The sequence below is a fragment of the Mycobacteriales bacterium genome (assembly GCA_030697205.1).
Lineage (GTDB): Bacteria > Actinomycetota > Actinomycetes > Mycobacteriales > SCTD01 > JAUYQP01.
Window position 1 is genome coordinate 58,263 of sequence record JAUYQP010000041.1, and the last position, 17,707, is coordinate 75,969.

22 protein-coding genes are annotated in these 17,707 nt (G+C 73.3%); 7 read left to right on the forward strand and 15 right to left on the reverse strand.

The window, feature by feature from the left end:
- Positions 1-16: 16 nt before the first annotated feature.
- A complete protein-coding gene (locus tag Q8R60_12845; GenBank protein ID MDP3713355.1) occupies positions 17-757 on the reverse strand; it encodes a sterol carrier family protein in 741 nt (246 codons plus the stop codon).
- A 53-nt stretch (positions 758-810) separates the two neighbouring features.
- On the opposite strand from Q8R60_12845, the gene Q8R60_12850 reads away from it, so the two are divergent.
- Both Q8R60_12850 and Q8R60_12855 read left to right on the forward strand, forming a co-directional pair.
- Positions 811-1,371, forward strand: coding sequence for an RNA polymerase sigma factor (locus Q8R60_12850; protein MDP3713356.1), 561 nt, complete (start codon positions 811-813; stop codon positions 1,369-1,371).
- 7 nt (positions 1,372-1,378) lie between these two features.
- Positions 1,379-2,071, forward strand: coding sequence for a hypothetical protein (locus tag Q8R60_12855; GenBank protein MDP3713357.1), 693 nt, complete (start codon positions 1,379-1,381; stop codon positions 2,069-2,071).
- 59 nt (positions 2,072-2,130) lie between these two features.
- Here the strand turns inward: Q8R60_12855 and purL are convergent, their stop codons facing one another.
- Genes purL through Q8R60_12870 form a run of 3 tightly spaced genes read right to left on the reverse strand, consistent with a single transcriptional unit; the run spans position 2,131 to position 5,630 of the window.
- The gene (purL, locus tag Q8R60_12860; protein MDP3713358.1) at positions 2,131-4,404 is read right to left on the reverse strand and encodes a phosphoribosylformylglycinamidine synthase subunit PurL; all 2,274 of its coding nucleotides are present in this window, start codon (positions 4,402-4,404) and stop codon (positions 2,131-2,133) included.
- On the reverse strand, positions 4,401-5,069 hold the full coding sequence (purQ, locus tag Q8R60_12865; GenBank protein MDP3713359.1) for a phosphoribosylformylglycinamidine synthase subunit PurQ: 669 nt from the start codon (positions 5,067-5,069) through the stop codon (positions 4,401-4,403). Before purQ ends, purL begins: the two co-directional genes overlap by 4 nt.
- A gap of 30 nt (positions 5,070-5,099) precedes the next feature.
- Positions 5,100-5,630 carry an ATP-binding protein gene (locus Q8R60_12870; GenBank protein ID MDP3713360.1) on the reverse strand — a complete coding sequence of 177 codons (531 nt, stop codon included), beginning with the start codon at positions 5,628-5,630 and terminating at the stop codon, positions 5,100-5,102.
- A gap of 190 nt (positions 5,631-5,820) precedes the next feature.
- On the opposite strand from Q8R60_12870, the gene purS reads away from it, so the two are divergent.
- A complete protein-coding gene (gene purS, locus Q8R60_12875; protein ID MDP3713361.1) occupies positions 5,821-6,069 on the forward strand; it encodes a phosphoribosylformylglycinamidine synthase subunit PurS in 249 nt (82 codons plus the stop codon).
- A 31-nt stretch (positions 6,070-6,100) separates the two neighbouring features.
- Here purS and Q8R60_12880 read toward each other — a convergent pair whose 3' ends face one another.
- The 6 genes from Q8R60_12880 to purD all read right to left on the reverse strand — a co-directional run bounded on the left by Q8R60_12880 (position 6,101) and on the right by purD (position 11,375).
- Complete coding sequence (locus Q8R60_12880; GenBank protein MDP3713362.1) at positions 6,101-6,808, reverse strand: hypothetical protein; 708 nt, start codon at positions 6,806-6,808, stop codon at positions 6,101-6,103.
- 424 nt (positions 6,809-7,232) lie between these two features.
- Positions 7,233-8,129: a phosphoribosylaminoimidazolesuccinocarboxamide synthase gene (locus Q8R60_12885; protein MDP3713363.1), complete on the reverse strand. Its 897-nt coding sequence runs from the start codon at positions 8,127-8,129 to the stop codon at positions 7,233-7,235.
- The gene (locus Q8R60_12890; GenBank protein MDP3713364.1) at positions 8,126-8,275 is read right to left on the reverse strand and encodes a hypothetical protein; all 150 of its coding nucleotides are present in this window, start codon (positions 8,273-8,275) and stop codon (positions 8,126-8,128) included. The genes Q8R60_12885 and Q8R60_12890 overlap by 4 nt, the downstream gene beginning before the upstream one ends.
- A gap of 20 nt (positions 8,276-8,295) precedes the next feature.
- A complete protein-coding gene (locus Q8R60_12895) occupies positions 8,296-8,688 on the reverse strand; it encodes a hypothetical protein (protein ID MDP3713365.1) in 393 nt (130 codons plus the stop codon).
- 58 nt (positions 8,689-8,746) lie between these two features.
- Positions 8,747-10,054: an adenylosuccinate lyase gene (gene purB / locus Q8R60_12900; protein MDP3713366.1), complete on the reverse strand. Its 1,308-nt coding sequence runs from the start codon at positions 10,052-10,054 to the stop codon at positions 8,747-8,749.
- A 49-nt stretch (positions 10,055-10,103) separates the two neighbouring features.
- Positions 10,104-11,375, reverse strand: a complete 1,272-nt coding sequence (gene purD / locus Q8R60_12905; protein ID MDP3713367.1) for a phosphoribosylamine--glycine ligase — start codon at positions 11,373-11,375, stop codon at positions 10,104-10,106.
- 55 nt (positions 11,376-11,430) lie between these two features.
- On the opposite strand from purD, the gene Q8R60_12910 reads away from it, so the two are divergent.
- From Q8R60_12910 to Q8R60_12920, 3 genes are read left to right on the forward strand one after another with little or no spacing between them, the layout of a single operon-like run.
- A complete protein-coding gene (locus Q8R60_12910; protein MDP3713368.1) occupies positions 11,431-11,790 on the forward strand; it encodes a hypothetical protein in 360 nt (119 codons plus the stop codon).
- Between the two features lie 16 nt (positions 11,791-11,806).
- Positions 11,807-12,325 carry a hypothetical protein gene (locus Q8R60_12915; protein ID MDP3713369.1) on the forward strand — a complete coding sequence of 173 codons (519 nt, stop codon included), beginning with the start codon at positions 11,807-11,809 and terminating at the stop codon, positions 12,323-12,325.
- Positions 12,322-13,269, forward strand: a complete 948-nt coding sequence (locus Q8R60_12920; protein MDP3713370.1) for an HTTM domain-containing protein — start codon at positions 12,322-12,324, stop codon at positions 13,267-13,269. Before Q8R60_12915 ends, Q8R60_12920 begins: the two co-directional genes overlap by 4 nt.
- Positions 13,270-13,333: 64 nt before the next feature.
- Here the strand turns inward: Q8R60_12920 and Q8R60_12925 are convergent, their stop codons facing one another.
- Positions 13,334-14,617 (reverse strand): adenylosuccinate synthase, encoded by a 1,284-nt coding sequence (locus Q8R60_12925; protein MDP3713371.1) that lies wholly within the window; start codon positions 14,615-14,617, stop codon positions 13,334-13,336.
- An 81-nt stretch (positions 14,618-14,698) separates the two neighbouring features.
- Between Q8R60_12925 and Q8R60_12930 the strand changes: the two genes are divergently transcribed.
- On the forward strand, positions 14,699-15,190 hold the full coding sequence (locus Q8R60_12930) for a hypothetical protein (protein ID MDP3713372.1): 492 nt from the start codon (positions 14,699-14,701) through the stop codon (positions 15,188-15,190).
- A 12-nt stretch (positions 15,191-15,202) separates the two neighbouring features.
- Here Q8R60_12930 and Q8R60_12935 read toward each other — a convergent pair whose 3' ends face one another.
- The 4 genes from Q8R60_12935 to Q8R60_12950 all read right to left on the reverse strand — a co-directional run bounded on the left by Q8R60_12935 (position 15,203) and on the right by Q8R60_12950 (position 17,707).
- Positions 15,203-15,742, reverse strand: a complete 540-nt coding sequence (locus Q8R60_12935; protein MDP3713373.1) for a Uma2 family endonuclease — start codon at positions 15,740-15,742, stop codon at positions 15,203-15,205.
- Between the two features lie 98 nt (positions 15,743-15,840).
- On the reverse strand, positions 15,841-16,251 hold the full coding sequence (locus tag Q8R60_12940) for a DUF3151 domain-containing protein (protein ID MDP3713374.1): 411 nt from the start codon (positions 16,249-16,251) through the stop codon (positions 15,841-15,843).
- Between the two features lie 2 nt (positions 16,252-16,253).
- The gene (locus Q8R60_12945) at positions 16,254-17,039 is read right to left on the reverse strand and encodes an ABC transporter permease (GenBank protein MDP3713375.1); all 786 of its coding nucleotides are present in this window, start codon (positions 17,037-17,039) and stop codon (positions 16,254-16,256) included.
- Positions 17,036-17,707 (reverse strand): ATP-binding cassette domain-containing protein, encoded by a 672-nt coding sequence (locus tag Q8R60_12950; protein MDP3713376.1) that lies wholly within the window; start codon positions 17,705-17,707, stop codon positions 17,036-17,038. The genes Q8R60_12945 and Q8R60_12950 overlap by 4 nt, the downstream gene beginning before the upstream one ends.

A 17,707-nucleotide genomic window follows, 5' to 3' on the forward strand; every position in this document is an offset into this window, starting at 1 on the left:
GCGTCACACACTAGGTCTAGGTCAGCAGAGGCAGCCATTCGGACAGGTCCGCCCGGTCGCCGCGCACCCGCGCGCTGCCGTTGCGGACGGCGGCGCCCCAGGTCGTCCGGCCGGTCGCGAGGTCGAGCCAGGCGACGGGGTCGACCTCGACGGTGTTCGGCGGGGTGCCGCGCGTGTGACGGTTCTGACCGGGCTGGCCCTCGACGACCTGCACCGCGGTGTACGGCGGGATCCGCAGCTCGACCGCGTGTCCCGGCGCGCGCTCCTGGAGCACCTCGACGAGGAGCTTGACGGCGTAGCGCTTGGCGACCGGGTCGGCCTCCACCCCGAGGTCGAGGCCGTGCACGACGCCCTCCACCAGCCGGAAGCGCAGCGCGTCGAGCAGGGTGTGGGTACCGGTGCGCTGCTGCACCAGCCGGGTCGGGGGCTGCCCGTCGAGGGCTTCTCGCGCTGCGGCCACGGCGCCCGCGAGGTCGGGCGAGGTCGCGCGGGCCTGCTCGTCGACCAGCGCCGCGAGACCGGGCAGCGCGGCCGCCCACTGGGTGACGCCGGTCGGCGGCGACCCCGGCGCGGGCTGCTCCAGCAGGGTCGCGAGCCCCGCCGTGGTCGCGGTGAGGTGCGCCTCGACCTCGCGGACGGTCCAGCCCGCGACCCTGCTGTCGGCGGCGGGGTCGAGGCCCGGCAGGGCAGCGAGCAGCCGGCCCCACTGCGCGTCGAGCGCGCGTCGCACCCCGTCGTACTCCTGCTCCCTGGCCACGGTCCGACGCTATCTCCAGTGCGCCTGACCCGGTGCCGAGGACAGTGGGTGACGTGGAGCTCGACGAGGCGGTGACGAAGGCGCGCGGCGGAGACGTCCGCGCCTTCGAGCTGCTCTACGCCGACGTCGCGCCCCGGCTGCTGCGCTTCCTCACCGCACGGGTCGGCGACGAGGCTCCCGACGTCGCGTCGGAGACGTGGCTGCAGGTGACGCGGGACCTCGGCCGCTTCCGCGGTGACGCCGACGACTTCCGGGGATGGGTCGTCGGGATCGGCCGCCACCGCGCGTTGGACCACCTGCGGGCCCGTGGCCGGCGCCCCAGCGACGCATGGGACCCGTCGCTGCTCCCGGAGGGACAGGTGACCGACGCGGCGGAGGACGCCGAGCAGGCGATCGCGACGCGGCGCGCGCTGGCGCTCATCGCCACGCTGCCCGCCGACCAGGCCGAGGCGGTGCTGCTGCGCGTCGTCGTGGGCCTCGACGCACCTGCCGCCGCGAAGGTCCTGGGCAAGCGCGCGGGGGCGGTGCGGATGGCGACATCACGCGGGCTGGCGCGCTTGGCACAGGTCCTCGAGGAGCAGGGTGTGACACATCCGGGACCCACGGCGCTGTAGGGGCGAGATGACCTTCCACCGAGCACCAGACGAGCCCCTCGCCGAGGAGGGCACCGCGCTGCACGCGCTGCTGTCCGACGCTGCCGCGCCCGCGCGGTCCGACGAGCTCGTCGGGATGTCCCAGGCCGTGACCTGGTTCGCCGCAGAGACCCCCAGGAGATCCCGCATGCCCGCGTTCCTCGCCGTTCTCGTGGCCACCAAGACCGCCCTCGCGGCCACTGCTGCGACCGCCGCCGTCGGCGCCGTCACCCTCGCCGGTGCGACCGGCACGCTGCCCGACCCGGCCCAGGAGGTCGCCCACAGCGCCTTCGGTGCCCCCGCTGCCGAGAAGGCTGAGAAGGCTGACAAGACCGAGAAGGCCGACGAGGTCGAGACCGTCGAGGCCACGCCGTCCGCGAGCCCGTCGCCGAACCTCGTCGGCCTGTGCCGCGCCTACACCTCAGGCGTGAAGGACAGCAGTGGCAAGGCCCTGGAGAACCCCGCCTTCACCGTGCTCATCACGGCTGCCGGTGGCGCCGAGGGCGTCGACGCCTTCTGCGTGACGACGCTGGCTGCGGCCCCCGGCAAGCCGGCCGACGCAGGGAAGCCCTCCGACGCCGGCAAGCCATCGGACGCGGGCAAGCCCACGGACGCCGGCAAGCCCGCCGAGACCGGCAAGCCCACCGACGCCGGCAAGCCCGCGGAGACCGGCCGCCCGTAAGAGCTCCCTCCGACGCCGCCCCGCCGCCCCTCCCCCCAGGGGCGCGCGGGGCGTCGTCGTCAGAGCGCGGGGCCCGCCGGGGCAGTGGGGGTCGCGCCGGCCAGCGGGCCGAACAGCGCGGGCAGCGTCGATTCGTGGGCGGTGCGCAGCTCGGCGACCGGCACGGTCAGGACGTCCTGCACATCGAGGCTGTCGCCGTCGGTGACACCGAGCCGAGTGACCGGCAGCCCGCGGGCGTCGCACATCTCAGTGAAGCGCAGCTCCTCCGACCGAGGCACGCTGACGAGCGCGCGCCCGGCGGACTCGCTGAACAGCTGGACGAAGGGGCTCAGTCCGGCGGGCAGGACGACCCGCGCCCCGACGCCGTTCTTCAGGCAGGCCTCGACGAGGGCCTGCGCGAGGCCGCCGTCGGAGAGGTCGTGGGCGCTGTCGAGCATGCCGTCGCGGGAGCCGGCGATGAGCACCTCGGCGAGCAGCTTCTCGCGCGCGAGGTCGACCGTCGGCGGGGTGCCGCCGAGGTGGCGGTGCATGGCCCAGGCCCACTCGCTGCCGCCGAGCTCGTCGCGGGTGTCACCGAGCAGCAGCAGCGTCGCGCCCTCGGCCTGGAAGCCCATCGGGGTCCGCCGCGCCACGTCGTCGAACAGCCCGAGCACCCCGACGACGGGGGTGGGGTTGATCGGAGTGCCTGCGGTGGAGTTGTAGAAGCTCACGTTGCCGCCGGTGACCGGGGTCTCCAGCACGGTGCAGGCGTCGGCGAGGCCGCGGGTCGCCTCGGCGAACTGCCACATCACCTCGGGGTCCTCGGGGCTGCCGAAGTTGAGGCAGTTGGTGACCGCGATCGGCACGGCACCGGTGGCGGCGACGTTGCGGTAGGCCTCGGCGAGCGCGAGCTGCGCACCGGCGTAGGGGTCGAGGCGGGTGTAGCGGCCGTTGCCGTCGGTCGACAGCGCGACGCCGAGCCCGGTCTCCTCCGACAGCCGCACGACGCCGGCGTCCTCGGGCCAGGCGAGCACGGAGTTGCCGAGGACGACGCGGTCGTACTGCTCGGTGACCCAGCGGCGACTGCAGAGGTTGGGGCTCGCGACCATCTGCAGCAGCAGCTCGGTGGTCACCTGGGGGTACGACGGCAGCGGTGTCGCGCGCAGCGCGTCGAGGTCGGCGGGCCGCTGGATCGGCCGCTCGTAGACGGGGCCGTCGTCGGCGAGGCTGCCGGGCGGGACGTCGACAACGACCTCGCCGTGCCACAGGACCTGCAGGCGATCGCCCTCGACGACCTCACCGATGGCCGTGGCCAGCACGCCCCACTTCGCGGCGATGTCGAGCACCTGCTGGAGCTTGGCCGGCTCGACGATCGCGAGCATGCGCTCCTGCGACTCGCTGGCGAGCACCTCGTGCGGCTCCATGCTGGCCTCGCGCAGGGGCACCCGGTCGAGGTGGGCGACCATGCCTGACTTCCCCGCCGCGCTGGTCTCGGTGAGGGCGCAGGTGAGGCCCGCGCCGCCGAGGTCCTGGATGCCGTCGACGAGGTCGGCGTCGAACATCTCGAGGCACGCCTCGATGAGCAGCTTCTCCATGAAGGGGTCGCCGACCTGGACCGCGGGGCGGTTGACGGGACCGTCCTCCTCGAAGGTCGCGCTGGCGAGGACGCTCACGCCGCCGATGCCGTCGCGGCCGGTCTTGGCGCCGAGGAGGACGACGACGTTGCCGACGCCCTTGGCTGCCGACAGCTGGATCCGGTCGGCCTTGAGGACGCCGAGGCAGAGCGCGTTGACGAGCGGGTTGCCCTGGTAGCTCGGGTCGAAGACGACCTCGCCGCCGACGTTGGGCAGGCCGAGGCAGTTGCCGTAGCCGCCGATGCCCGCGACGATGCCGCCGAAGACCCGCTTGGTGTCCGGGTGGTCGGCGTCGCCGAAGCGCAGCGGGTCCATGACGAGGATCGGGCGGGCGCCCATGGTGAGGATGTCGCGGACGATCCCGCCGATGCCGGTCGCGGCGCCCTGGTAGGGCTCGACGTAGCTCGGGTGGTTGTGGGACTCGACCTTGAAGGTGACGGCGAGGCCCTCACCGACGTCGACGACGCCGGCGTTCTCGCCCATGCCGACGAGCATCCGGTCGCCCTTGGGGATCTGGCCGAACTGCCGCAGGTGGACCTTGGAGCTCTTGTAGGAGCAGTGCTCGCTCCACATGATCGAGTACATCGCGAGCTCGGACTGGGTGGGCCGCCGGCCGAGGACGAGGCGGATCTCGTCGTACTCCTCGGGCTTGAGGCCCAGCTCGGCGTAGGGCTGCTGCTCGTCGGGGGTGGCCTCCGCGGCCTTGACCGTGTCGGTCACTGGACGAGCTCCTTGAGGACGCTGGTGAAGAAGGTCAGGCCGTCGGTGCCGGGACCGGTGAGGGCCTCCACGGCGTGCTCGGGGTGCGGCATGATCCCGACGACGTTGCCGGCCTCGTTGGTGATGCCGGCGATGTCGCGCAGGGAGCCGTTGGGGTTGCCGCCGACGTAGTAGGCGATGACGCGACCCTCGGCCTCGAGGGCGTCGAGGGTCCGCTCGTCGGCGACGTAGGCGCCCTCGCCGTTCTTGACCGGGATCGTGATGACCTGGTCCTCGTCGTAGCCGCGGGTCCAGGTCGTGGTCGCGTTGGCGATGCGCAGCTGCTGGTCGCGGTTGACGAAGTGCAGGTGCTGGTTGCGGGTCAGGGCGCCCGGCAGCAGCTGCGACTCGCACAGCACCTGGAAGCCGTTGCAGATGCCGAGGATCGGCAGGCCGCCCTTGGCTGCGTCGACGATCGTCTCCATGACGGCGGCGAAGCGGGCGATCGCGCCGCAGCGCAGGTAGTCGCCGTAGGAGAAGCCGCCGGGCAGCACCACCGCGTCGACGTCGTGCAGGCTCGCGTCGGCGTGCCAGAGCTGGACCGCCTCCGCGCCTGCCAGCCGTGCGGCGCGCTGCGCGTCACGGTCATCGAGGCTGCCGGGGAACGTGACGACGCCGATCTTCACGACGCCAGACTACCGGCGGTCGCGGTGGGGTCAGACCGGTGTCGGGGCCACCCCGTCGAGCTGCTCGTCGAGGCGCCGCTCCTGGCGCTCGGCATCGCTCCACGGTCCGTTGCGCGTCACGGCGGTGCTCTCGTGCATCAGCGCGATGGGGGAGCCGGGGCGCCACGTGAGGCGCTTCTCGAGATGCACGATCGTGCCGTCGCCCGGGACGCTCTCGAACTGCACCCGGTCGACGAGGGCCCGCATCAGCTGGATGCCGCGGCCGCCCTCGGCGCTCGCGGCCGCCTCGGCGAACCCGTGCTGGGCGTGGTCGAAGCCGCTCCCGGCGTCGCGCACCTCGATGAGGCACTCCGAGCCGTTGATGCCCGCGGACACCTCGTACTCCTCGCCGTCGGCAACGTGGTCGAGCACGTTGGTGCACGCCTCGGTCAGGGCCACCTCGATGTCGGACACGACCTCGGCCGTGACGCCGAGCGAGTGCAGGGAGGTGCTCAGCACCCTGCGCACCACCGGCACCGACAGGCCGTCCCGGGGTAGCGCGAGCGTCAACTTGATCTCCACACCCCATCCCTACCCCCTGGCCCACCCCTTGACCCGCGCCGTGACCAGCCGCCAGGCCCCTCACCGCGCCCCGACCCCCCAACCCCCGCGCTGATCTTCGCCCTGTTGCGTTTCCGTGAGCGTGGCGAGCCGCAACGAGGCGAAGATCACCGACGGGAACGGGCGCGGGGGGAGCCGGTAGCGTGGAGGTGTGAGCCTCCACAAGGTCGTCGTCGACGTGATGCTGAAGCCGGAGATCCTCGACCCCGCGGGTCAGGCCGTCTCCAACGCCCTGCCGAGCCTGGGCTTCGCGCCCGCTGCCGGCCTGCGCATCGGCAAGCACATCGAGCTGCAGCTCGAGGCTGCCGACGCCGAGGAGGCGCTCACCCAGGCCACCAAGATCGCCGAGACCCTGCTCGCGAACCCGGTCATTGAGGACTTCACGGTCCGCTCAGTCTGATCAGGCGGGCCGGCACGGTCACGCGGCCGACTCACCGCGCAGGCCCGCCCGCGTCGGCAACGGGCGCATCCGGGGTGCCCGCAGCGTGTCGGGGCCGAAGAACCACGTGCCGTCGGTGCGCGCGCGAGCCGGCCTTCGCCAGTGCTCGCCGCACGACACCGATCCGGTACGCCGCGCTCTGCCGGTAGTAGTCATCGGAGGTGACCTGGCGGATCTCGAGCCCGAGGTCGCTGAGACCGCCCTGCCGGCGTCGGTCGCCCACGAACTTCACCTTCTCGAGTCGCTCGGCGCGCCCGTCGTACTCGACGACCACACCCTTCAGGTAGAGGTCGGCGCGACCGCGGTGGACCCCGTCGGAGTCGTAGAGATCCACCTGCGGCTCCATGTGGATGTCGCCCTCGAGCACGTAGCTCACCCGCACGCGGCTCTCCATGAGCGACTCGCTGCGCCCGTTGAGGAGCGGCAGGGCCTGACGCGCCGCGACGACCCCGCGCAGGCCTGCGGCACCGTCGACCGACGCGGCGATGCCGTCGAGAGTCGCCGCTCCTGACCTGAGCGCGGCGTCGCCGCAGGCCACACCCTCGACCACGCCGAAGTCCCGGGACACGTCGACCGGTGCGCGGGTCGCGGAGACGACGAGCACGCCGCCCACCTCCACGAGCTCGTGGTCGGGCACGAGGGCGCTGTGCGGTCGCAGGCCGCGGCGCGCCGTGAGGTGACGCCCGCGTGGGACCAGCACGTCGACAGGTCGAGTCCGTCCCGGCCGCGCGGCAGGACGTCGCAGCCGAGCACCCACAGCGCCGCCCAGTGACTGAGCACCACATCGTCAGGCAGCACCTTGCGCGCCGCGGCCAATCGGGTCTCGGGGTCGTCGGGCATCTCCGCCGGCGCGTAGGCATCGCGCATCACGCGCCGCCACGCCTGCCCCTCGAGGGCCTCGCGCGCGAGGTGCGGCGTACCGATCTCGTCCACCAGCTCACTCCAGGTGAGCACCGTGAGCTCCATGGGCCGACTCTGGCGGTCGACGCGGGCGTGGAGCGCTCGTCCACAGCCCCGACTTTGACGATCTTCGCCGCCTTGCGACTCCGCACGCTCAGCGAATCGCAAGAGGGCGAAGATCACCGCGGGGTGGGGCCGCGGGGTGGGGCCGCGGGGGGCGCGGGTCAGGCGGAGTCGCGCAGCCAGGTGTCGAACGACGAGCCGGTGAGGCGCTCGAACGCCTCGACGTACTTCGCGCGGGTCTGCTCCACGACCTCGGCCGGGAGCTCCGGCCCCGGCGGGGTCTTGTCCCAGCCGGAGGCGACGAGCCAGTCGCGGACGTACTGCTTGTCGTAGGACGGCTGCGGCCGGCCGGGCTCCCACGTCTCCAGCGGCCAGAAGCGCGAGGAGTCCGGGGTGAGGACCTCGTCGGCGAGGACGAGCCCGCCGGAGGGGTCGAGGCCGAGCTCCACCTTGGTGTCAGCCAGCACGATGCCGGCGTCGGCGGCCAGCGCGACGCCACGGGAGTAGACCGCGAGGGTGACGTCGCGCAGCCGCGCAGCGAGGTCGGCGCCGACGAGCGCCTCGACCTCGGGGTAGGTCATCGGCTCGTCGTGCTCACCGACGGGCGCTTTCGTCGACGGCGTGAAGACCGGCTCGGGCAGCCGCGACCCGTCGACGAGCCCGGGCGGCAGCGCGATCCCGCTGACGACACCCGTGCGCTGGTAGTCGGTCAGCCCACCACCGGCGAGGTAGCCACGCGCCACGCACTCGACCTGCACCATCTCGAGCCGCCGGCACAGCATCGACCGGCCCTGCAGCTCGGCCCGGTGCTCCTGCAGCTCGGCGGGGTAGTCCGACACCCGGTGCGCCACGACGTGGTGCGGCACGAGGTCCTCGAGCTGCGCGAACCACCACATCGACAGCCCGGTGAGGACCGCTCCCTTGTCCGGGACGGCGGTGGGCAGCACCACGTCGTACGCCGAGAGCCGGTCGCTGGCCACCAGGAGCAGCTGGTCATCTCCGACGGCGTAGAGGTCGCGGACCTTGCCGCGGTGGACGAGCGGGAGCGGGAGCGTCACGCGGGCAGTCTCCCGCAGGCGGGTAAGCCGACCGACAGCGCCTTCAGCATCGCGACCGCGAAGGCCACGACCGCGAGGAAGCCCAGCCCGACGGCGGCGACCGGCACGGCCACCACCACCCACCCGACGACGGAGCGCACCGTCACCGATCGTGGGTCGGCGCCGGTCACACGACACCGAACCGCAGGGCCGCGAACCCGACGACGAGCCCGACCGGGATGCCGAGCACGGCCAGGCCGACCGCGGCGGCGCGGCGGATCAGCGCGGCTGCGAGCAGCGGACCGGCCAGCAGCAAGGCCAGCCCGAGCAGCACGAGCGACGCACCGAGCACCGGCTGCGGGTCGTCGCAGGAGAAGAAGCAGCCGCTGTAGGTGACCGCCCCGAAGAAGCCGGCGACCGCGCCGGCGGGTGGGCCGACCAGGCAGCCGAGGACAACGAGCAGCACCCGCCACGGCTCGACCGGGTCACGCCGTCCCGCCGGCTGGCCGGCTGGCAGCGGGCGGACCGGCGCCCGCAGGTCGTCCGCGGGCGGTCCGTAGTAGCCAGGTCCGGCGGTCATGGGACCACCGTGCCGGTTCGCGCGGCCGCGCGCCTGAGCAGTTCTACCCAGGACCGGCTCAGCTCAGGGCAGCGAGCCGCTCGAAGACGGGGGCGAGCCGCTCGAGGTAGCGCTCCGGCCGGCACACCTCGTCGAGCCGCGCCTCGTCGAGGGTCACGCCCTTCTCGGCTGCGGCGGCCGTCAACGTCGCGCGGAACGGCGTGCCGGTCTCCCACGTCGTCATCGCGGCCGACTGCACGAAGGAGTAGGCGTCCTCGCGGGAGAGACCGGTCTCGACGAGCTCGAGCAGGACGGTCGAGGTGTAGATGAGCCCGCCGGAGGACTCGAGATTGTGGCGCATCCGGTCGGTGTCGACGACCAGGCCGGTCACGAGGCGGGTCGTGAGGTGGAGCAGGTAGTCGGTAGCGATCGAGGCGTCGGGCAGCGCGATCCGCTCGGTCGAGGAGTGGCTGATGTCGCGCTCGTGCCAGAGCGGGATGCCCTCCATGACAGGGACGACGGCGGCGCGCACGACGCGGGCCATGCCGGCGATGCGCTCCGAGGCGATCGGGTTCTTCTTGTGGGGCATGGCCGACGAGCCCTTCTGGCCCTTGCCGAACGGCTCCCACAGCTCGCGGACCTCGGTGCGCTGGCCGTGCCGCACCTCCAGGGCGAAGGCCTCGCAGACGGTGGCGATGATAGCCAGCGCCGACACCCACTCGCTGATGCCGTCGCGGATGACGACCTGCGTCGCCGCGGGTGCCGGGGTGAGTCCCAGCCGCTCTGCCACTGCCACCTCGACGGAGGCGTCGATGTTGGAGTAGGTCCCGACCGCGCCGGAGATCTTCGCGACCGCCACGGCGGCGCGGGCCGCGCGCAGCCGGTCGCGGGAGCGGGCCATCGCGAAGGCGAGGTCGGCGACCCGATGCCCCCAGGTCGTCGGCTCGGCGTGGATGCCGTGGGTGCGCCCGACCCGCACGGAGTCCTTGTGGGCGAGGCCCAGGTCGCGCATCGCGGCGACGAGGGCATCCAGCTTCACGAGCAGGATGTCGGTGGCCTCGACGAGCTGCAGGGCGAGCGCGGTGTCGAGCAGGTCCGACGAGGTCATGCCGAAGTGGACGTAGGCCGCCGCCTCGCGCGGCGACGTGTTGTCGGCCCACGCCGACAGGAACGCGATGACGTCGTGCTGCGTCACGGCCTCGATCTCGGCGACGGCCTCGGGCGTCGGCGGCGTCGCGCGGCGTACCGGCTCGACGCAGTCCGCGGGGACCGTCCCGGCCTCCGCGTGCACCTCGAGGACCAGCGTCTCGACCTGGCACCACAGCTCGTACTTGTGGGCCTCGCTCCAGACCCGCCCCATCTCGGGCAGGGTGTAGCGCTCGATCACAGCGGGGCTCCTAGCAGGCAGTACGACGTGTGGGCGGGCCAGTCTCCCACTAGGCCCGTGGCACGGTGATCGCGCCCTCGACGGCCTTCAGCGCGATGTCGGAGCGGGAGAAGCCGCCCCGCAGTGAGACCCGGGCGACGCCGTCGTAGGCCAGCACTCGGGCGTCCGACAGGGACGGTGCGACGGCGGTCACCGACAGGACGCGGCCGCCGCTCGCGACCACCGCGCCATCGACGACGGCGGTCCCCGCGTGCAGCACGTCGACACCCGCGGGCAGGTCGCCGATCTCGATCGCGTCACCGGACGCGGGCGTCCCGGGGTAGCCCTCTGCGGCCACCACGACGGTCACCGCAGAGCCGTCGCGCCAGGCCAGCGGACCGAGCTCGGCGAGGGTGCCGGTCGCCGAAGCGAGCAGCAGCGCGGACAGCGGCGACTCCAACAGCGCGAGGACGACCTGCGTCTCCGGGTCGCCGAAGCGGCAGTTGAACTCGATGACCGACGGCCCGTCGGCGGTGATCGCGAGGCCGGCGTAGAGCAACCCGGAGAACGGCGTGCCGCGACGGCGCATCTCGTCGACGACCGGCTGCAGCACCTCGCGCTGCACCCGCTCGACGGTGCCCGCCGGCAGCCACGGCAGCGGTGCGTAGGCACCCATGCCGCCGGTGTTGGGGCCGGTGTCGCCGTCACCGACCCGCTTGTGGTCCTGGGCCGGCAGCAACGGCACGACGGTCGTGCCGTCGGTGACGGCGAACAACGAGACCTCGGGCCCGTCGAGGTAGCCCTCGACGACCGCCTTCGACCCGGCCTCCGCGAGCACGTCGCGGGCGAAGGCCTGCGCCACCGCGAGGTCGCTCCCGACGTGGACGCCCTTGCCAGCCGCGAGGCCGTCGGCCTTCACGACGTACGGCGCAGAGGCCTCTGCCAGGTGGGCGACGCAGTCGTCGGCCGAGGTGAAGGTCGACGACGCGGCCGTCGGCACACCGGCTGCCGTCATGACGTCCTTGGCGAAGCTCTTGCTGCCCTCGATCTGCGCGGCCGCGGCGCTCGGCCCGAAGGCGGGGATCCCCGCCGCGCGGACGGCGTCGGCGACCCCCGCGACCAGCGGCGCCTCGGGCCCGACGACGACGAGGTCGGCGCCCCACTCCTGCGCCAGCGCCGCGACGGCAGCCGGGTCCATGGGGTCGACGGCCAACTGCTCGGCGACGCCCGACGTGCCGCCGTTGCCCGGCGCCCACGCGAGCGCGGTCACCGCCGGGTCGCGCGACAGGGCGAGGCACAGCGCGTGCTCACGGGCTCCGGTGCCGATGACGAGGGCTCTCACGTGACCGGAGGCTAGTCGTGGTTAGGAAGGCCTTGCCGAGGGGTAAGCGCGCGTCATGATCATCGAGGTCCTGCTCCGCGTCCCCGAGGTCGACGGCCGGGTGCCGCTGCTCACCGCGAGCGCCGGCCGCGTCGACGACGGTGACGTCGAGGAGCTGCGCTGGTTCTTCGCCGGGGTCGACTCCTTCCCGTTGACGTTCTCCGAGATGCACGGCGTCGTCGACCAGGAGGCCGAGGTGCGCGGGCTCGCGGCGTCTCTCGCGCTGCGCTGGCCCGAGGCGCAGGCGGTCGTCGCCGAGCCCCGGCTCCAGGTCGAGGGCCCGCACCGGGTGCCGCTGCGCACCGCGCCACCCGAGGCCGTCCTCGTCGTCGACGGCGCGGACCACGCGACCTTCCCCCTCGGACCGCCGGAGTAGTTCACACTCTCCGCTCGTGGGGACCCGCTTCGAGCAGAGCGCACTCGGCCAGGTGCTGCTCACCGCCGTCATGGCGGTGCTGGTGGTCTGCGTCGCGCTGTGGAACCTCCCGCCCGGGCGGCCGCGCGACGAGCTGCGGCCGACCGTCGGCCGGGTGCTGCTACCCCTCGGCCTCGACCAGGACTGGGCGCTGTTCGCCCCGGACCCGCGCGGCTTCTCGGTCGGCTTCTCCGCCCGCGTCACCCTCGCCGACGGCACCGAGCGGACGTGGTCCCCACCGACCGACGGTGTGCTGCTCGCGCCCTACCGCAGCTACCGCTGGCAGAAGTTCGACGAGCGGGTCCGCGCCGACGACTTCTCCGGGCTCTGGGAACCGACCGCCCGCTGGGTCGCCCGGCAGGTCGACGGCGAGGTGCGCAGGGTCGTGCTCGTCCGGACCTTCCGCGACGCGCTGCGACCCGGGACGCTCGGCCCGCGGGTCGAGCGCGGCAGCTACGACTTCTACACCCTCGACCTGTCAGCGGACCTCCCGTGACCCGGCTCTGGCGAGGCTGGACGGCCTGGGCGTTCGACCCGGTCGACTGCGTCCCGATGGCGGCGCTGCGGATCGCCGTCGGGCTGCTGTCGCTCGGTTGGGCGGTGTCGCTGCTGCCCGACGTCGACGCGTTCCTCAGCTCCGACGGGCTGCAGCCGGAGCTGCCCGCCGTGAGCGGAGGCGCCTGGGTGGTGGACCTCGTCTCGCCGTACGCCGTGGTCGCTGTGCTGGCGCTCGCCTCCGTCGCCCTGGCCCTGGGCTGGCGCACGCGGGTCGCCGCCGTCGTGGTCGCGGTGCTGCTGCTCGCGGTGCAGCGGCGCGACCCGTTCGTCCTCAACAGCGGCGACCTGCTGCTGCGCGAGCTGGCGCTGCTCGTCGCGCTCATGCCGGCCGGCGAGGTGTGGTCGCTCGACGCCCGTCGGCGAGGAGCGTCGCGGCTGCGGGCGCCGTGGGCGCTGCGACTGCTCCAGCTGCAGATCAGCGCGGTCTACCTGTTCTCCGTGACGGCCAAGCTGCGAGGCGGGTCCTGGGGCGACGGGACCGCGGTCGGGATCGCGCTGCAGCTCGAGGACCTGCAGCGATTCGCGCTGCCGGACTCGGTGACGCAGTCGCTGACGGTGTCGGCGTGGCTGACCTACGGCACGCTCGTCGTCGAGGGGGCGCTGGTCGTCGGGCTGTGGCTGCCGCGGGTCCGCTACCTCGTCATGGCCGCGGGCGCCTCGATCCACCTCGGCATCGAGGCGACGCTGCTGATCGGCTGGTTCTCACTGGCCATCGTCGCGAGCTACCTCGCCTTCGTGCCCGCGGAGCACCTGCGGGCCGTGGCCGGGCGGGTCCGGCGGCGACGTGGCGCTCTCGACGCGGGCCTGAGCACCCATGATCGCCACATCCCGGTGCTGGACACCGGGCCGCCACGGGACGTGGCGATCAACGAGTCCGCCTGAGCGGTCGTGATCGCCACCTCCCGCTCGAGGGCAGGGCTCGGGTGCGGCGCTCGCGGGCAGGGCTTTACAGGAGCGGGCGGAGCTCGAGGGTCTGCTCGCGGTCGGGGCCGACGCCGATCGAGGCGAACGGCGCGCCGCTCATCTCCTCGAGCGCCTTGACGTAGAGCTGCGCGTTCTTCGGCAGGTCGTCGAGGGTGCGGGCACCGGTGATGTCCTCGGACCAGCCGTCGAAGAGCTCGTAGACGGGCTTCGCGTGGTGGAAGTCGGTCTGCGTCATGGGCATCTCGTCGAAGCGCTTGCCGTCGACCTCGTAGGCGACGCAGACCGGGATGCGGTCCCAGCCGGTGAGGACGTCGAGCTTGGTGAGGACGAAGTCGGTGACGCCGTTGACACGGGCGGCGTAGCGGGCGATGACGGCGTCGTACCAGCCGCAGCGGCGCGGGCGGCCGGTGGTCGTGCCGTACTCGTGGCCGTTGGCGCGCAGCAGCTCGCCGTCGGCATCGTGGAGCTCGGTCGGGAACGGGCCCTCGCCGACCCGGGTCGTGTAGGCCTTGACGACGGCGATGACCTTGTCGACCCGGCGAGGCCCGATGCCGGAGCCCGTGCACGCGCCGCCGGCCGTGGCGGAGCTCGACGTGACGAACGGGTAGGTGCCGTGGTCGACGTCGAGCAGCGTCGCCTGACCGCCCTCGAGCAGCACGGTCTCGCCGCGGTCGAGCGCCTCGTTGAGGAGCAGACCGGTGTCACGGACCATCGGGCGCAGCCGCTCGGCGTGGGTGAGCAGGTCCTCCATGACCGCGTCGACCGTGACGGCCTTGCGGTTGTAGACCTTGACGAGGACCTGGTTCTTGAGGTCGAGCGCGCCCTCGACCTTGGCCCGCAGGATCTTCTCGTCGAACAGGTCCTGCACCCGGATGCCGACGCGGTTCATCTTGTCGGCGTAGGTCGGTCCGATGCCGCGCCCCGTCGTACCGATCTTGCGGTTGCCCAGGAAACGCTCGGCGACCCGGTCCAGGGTCCGGTTGTAGGAGGGGATGAGGTGGGCGTCGGCGCTGACGACCAGCTTCTCGGTCGACAGGCCGCGGGCCTCCAGCGCGTCGATCTCCTGGAAGAGCACCGAGAGGTCGACGACGACGCCGTTGCCGATGACCGGCACGCAGCCGGGGCTGAGGATTCCGCTCGGCAGCAGGTGCAAGGCGTAGGTCTCGTCACCGATCACGACGGTGTGGCCAGCGTTGTTGCCGCCGTTGAACTTCACGACGTAGTCGACGCTGCCACCGAGCTGGTCGGTCGCCTTGCCCTTGCCCTCGTCGCCCCACTGGGCGCCGATGAGGACGAGTGCGGGCATGTCGGTTGCTCCCTCGACACGGAGAAAGGCCCCCGCAAGCAGGGGCCTCTTGCGGAGCGAGTCTAGCCGTAGGGTGCGGGGATGGCCCGCATCCCCGGCATCGACGGCGTCGTCGGCAGCCTGCTCGGCGTCCTGCAGGCCCAGACCGAGGCCCTGCAGGCGCTCCCGTCGACGGTGCAGTCGCTCACGTCGGCGGTGAAGAACCTCGGCGAGATCGCCGCCACCACCAAGGACACCGTCGCCGCGCTGCAGCGGCTCACGATGCGCATCGACGCGATCGCCATCGAGCTCGAGCCCGCGCTGATGGCGCTCGCGCCAGGGCTGACCCGCCTCGCCGCGGTCCTCGACGACCCGGTCGTTGAGGAGATCCCGGAAACGCTCAAGCAGGTGCAGGCCGACATCCTGCCGGTGCTGCGCACGCTCGCCGAGACCCACGAGCGGGTGGCCTTCATCGCCGGGTCGACCGAGCGGATCATGACCTTCGTCGACGAGACGTCGCGCACGATCGCCGGGTTGCCGGGCGCGGCCCTGCTCGGCCGCCGTCGCCCGGTCACGCCGCGCGTCGAGCCCTGACCCCCGCGCTGATCAGCGCGCCAGGTCCGCCGCGACGACCGTGACCGGGTAGGGCAGCTCGGCCGTCCAGGGCTGCTCGCCCTCGGCGACGGCGACCTGCTCGTAGCGCCCCTCACGCAGCTCCAGCACGGTGATCACGGGCCCGCGCGGATCGACCAGCCAGTACGACGCGATGCCGGCTGCCTCGTAGGCGTTGCGCTTGAGCACCCGGTCCCTCGTGCGCGTCCCCGGCGAGGCGATCTCGACAGCGAGCAGCGGGACGGACTCGACGCGGACGGCCTCGAGGCCCTCGTCGGTCACGACGAGCAGATCGGGCTGGACCTGCAGTCGCGGTCCGAGGCGGACGTCCATCGGCGCGCTGAGGAGCCGCAGGCCGCGGGGAAGCGCGAGCCGAAGCAGGAGGAACAGCTCGCCGGACACCGACTGGTGGCGCAGCGTCGGGCTGGGCGTCACGAGCAGCTGCCCGTCGACCAGCTCGTAGCGCCGGCCGTCATCGGGCATCCCATCGAGGTCGTCGGCGGTGAAGTCCGCCTCGACCGGGATGCTCGTCATGCTGGTCATAGTGTCCCCTCGCCGTCGTCACGTCACGACGGTGAGGCCTCAGCCCTGCGGGCGCGAGACCCTCCGGCCGATCTGTGGACGGCGACCCGTCAGGCGAGGGCGGCCCGGGCGGCGGGGTCGCTGTCGTCGAGGAACTGCGCGATGCGGGCGGCCTCGTCGGTCTCCTCGATCGCGTCGGCGGCCCGTCCCAGGGCGTGCAGCGCGCGCAGGAACCCCTGGTTGGGCGCGTGCGCCCACGGCACCGGGCCGTAGCCCTTCCAACCGTTGCGACGCAGCGCGTCGAGGCCGCGGTGGTAGCCGACCCGCGCGTAGGCGTAGGACTCGACGACACTGCCGCGCGCGAAGGCCGCGTCGGCGAGCGCGGCCCATGCGGCGCTGTGGGTCGGGTGCTGCGCCGCGACCTCGGCCGGGTCGGTGCCGCCCTCGAGCAGCTCGCGGGGGGCGGTCTCGTCGGGCAGCAGGGTGGGGGGCGGCCCGCCGAGCAGGTCCATGCCGGTGATGCTCATGGGCTCGACGCTAGCGGCACGGGCCGCAGCCGGTGCGCGTCGTCGAAGAGCAGCCGGGTGGCGAGCCGTGACGCGACGAGGCCGGAGACCGCGACGGCTCCGAGCAGCATGTACATCACGACGACCTGGTAGCGGATCGCGGTGAGCGGCTCGACACCCGCGAGCAGCAGCCCGGTCATCGCGCCGGGCAGGCTGATGAGGCCGACCGAGGCGACCGCGTCGATGTCGGTGACGAGCGCGGTCCGCAGGGCGCTGCGGGCGTGCGGCGCGAAGGCCTCGCTGCTGGTCAGGCCGAGGGCGAGCCGCGCCTCGACCTCGCGGCGGGACCGCTCGACCTCCTCGCGGATCCGGACCAGCACGACCGTCACTCCCCGGACGGAAGCGGACACGACCATCCCGCCTACGGGGACCACGATGCGCGCCTCGGCCTCGACGACCCGCGCGACGACGAGCAGCCCGAGGGTGGCGACGACGCCGGCGCTGATGGCCACCGCGGCGGTGAGGAAGGGCCTGACCAGTCCCCGGCCGCGACGGCCGGCGACGACGGTGCCGACCGCGCACATGCCCGCGACCCAGGCGATCCCGCCGGGCAGGCCGGCCCGGTCGAACAGCACCCCGAGGACCGCCGCGACCGCGACCAGCTGGACGGCCGCGCGGACCGCCGCGACGACGACGTCCCGGCCGAGGCCGAGCCGCTCGCGCAGGACGACGGCGAGGGCGAACCCGACCAGCACGACCGAGGTCGCGACCCCGACCCACGAGGGCACCGACGGGTCGGTCACGACGCTCCAGCCGATCGCGAGAGGTACGCCGACTCGTGGGCGGGCCCGCTCTCGGTGACCCGACCCCCTCGCAGGACGACCACGTCGTCGGCCAGCCGTCGCGCCGACTCCAGGTCGTGGGACACCAGCACCGCGGTGAGCCCCTCGGCGACGAGGCCCTTCACGACGTGCTCGACCGCGTGGGCCGCGACCGCGTCCAGCGCGCTGGTCGGCTCGTCGAGCAGGAGCGCCTCGGGCCCGACCGCGAGGGCGCGCGCCAGGCACAAGCGCTGCGCCTCGCCGCCCGACAGCGAGGCGGTGTCGCGGTCGAGCGGCAGGCCGTCGAGCCCGACGCGGGTCAGCAGCACGGCGGCGTCCTGCGCGGTCACCGGACGCCCGACGGAGAGGTCCTCGAGGACCGTCGCGCCGAGCAGCACGGGTGCCTGCTGCAGCAGACCGACCCGGCGGCGCAGGGCGAGGACGTCGTAGGAGCGGAGGTCCTGGCCGTGCAGCAGGACCCGGCCCTCGGTCGGCTCCTCGAGCCGGTCGAGCAGCCGCAGCAGCGTCGACTTGCCGGACCCGCTCGGCCCCGCGACCGCGGTGCAGCGCCCGACGGCGAACGACGCGGTGACGCCGTCGAGGACCCGGCGTCCGCCGCGCACCACCGACACGCTCTCGACGACCAGCAT

Bases quoted from the DNA above. Each gene is read 5' to 3' on its own strand.
- Q8R60_12935 (MDP3713373.1), bottom strand. From the start codon at position 15,742: ATGACGAGCATCCCGGTCGAGGCGGACTTCACCGCCGACGACCTCGAT.
- Q8R60_12930 (MDP3713372.1), top strand. From the start codon at position 14,699: ATGGCCCGCATCCCCGGCATCGACGGCGTCGTCGGCAGCCTGCTCGGC.
- Q8R60_12950 (MDP3713376.1), bottom strand. From the start codon at position 17,707: ATGCTGGTCGTCGAGAGCGTGTCGGTGGTGCGCGGCGGACGCCGGGTC.
- Q8R60_12910 (MDP3713368.1), top strand. From the start codon at position 11,431: ATGATCATCGAGGTCCTGCTCCGCGTCCCCGAGGTCGACGGCCGGGTG.
- Q8R60_12895 (MDP3713365.1), bottom strand. From the start codon at position 8,688: ATGACCGCCGGACCTGGCTACTACGGACCGCCCGCGGACGACCTGCGG.
- Q8R60_12925 (MDP3713371.1), bottom strand. From the start codon at position 14,617: ATGCCCGCACTCGTCCTCATCGGCGCCCAGTGGGGCGACGAGGGCAAG.
- Q8R60_12855 (MDP3713357.1), top strand. From the start codon at position 1,379: ATGACCTTCCACCGAGCACCAGACGAGCCCCTCGCCGAGGAGGGCACC.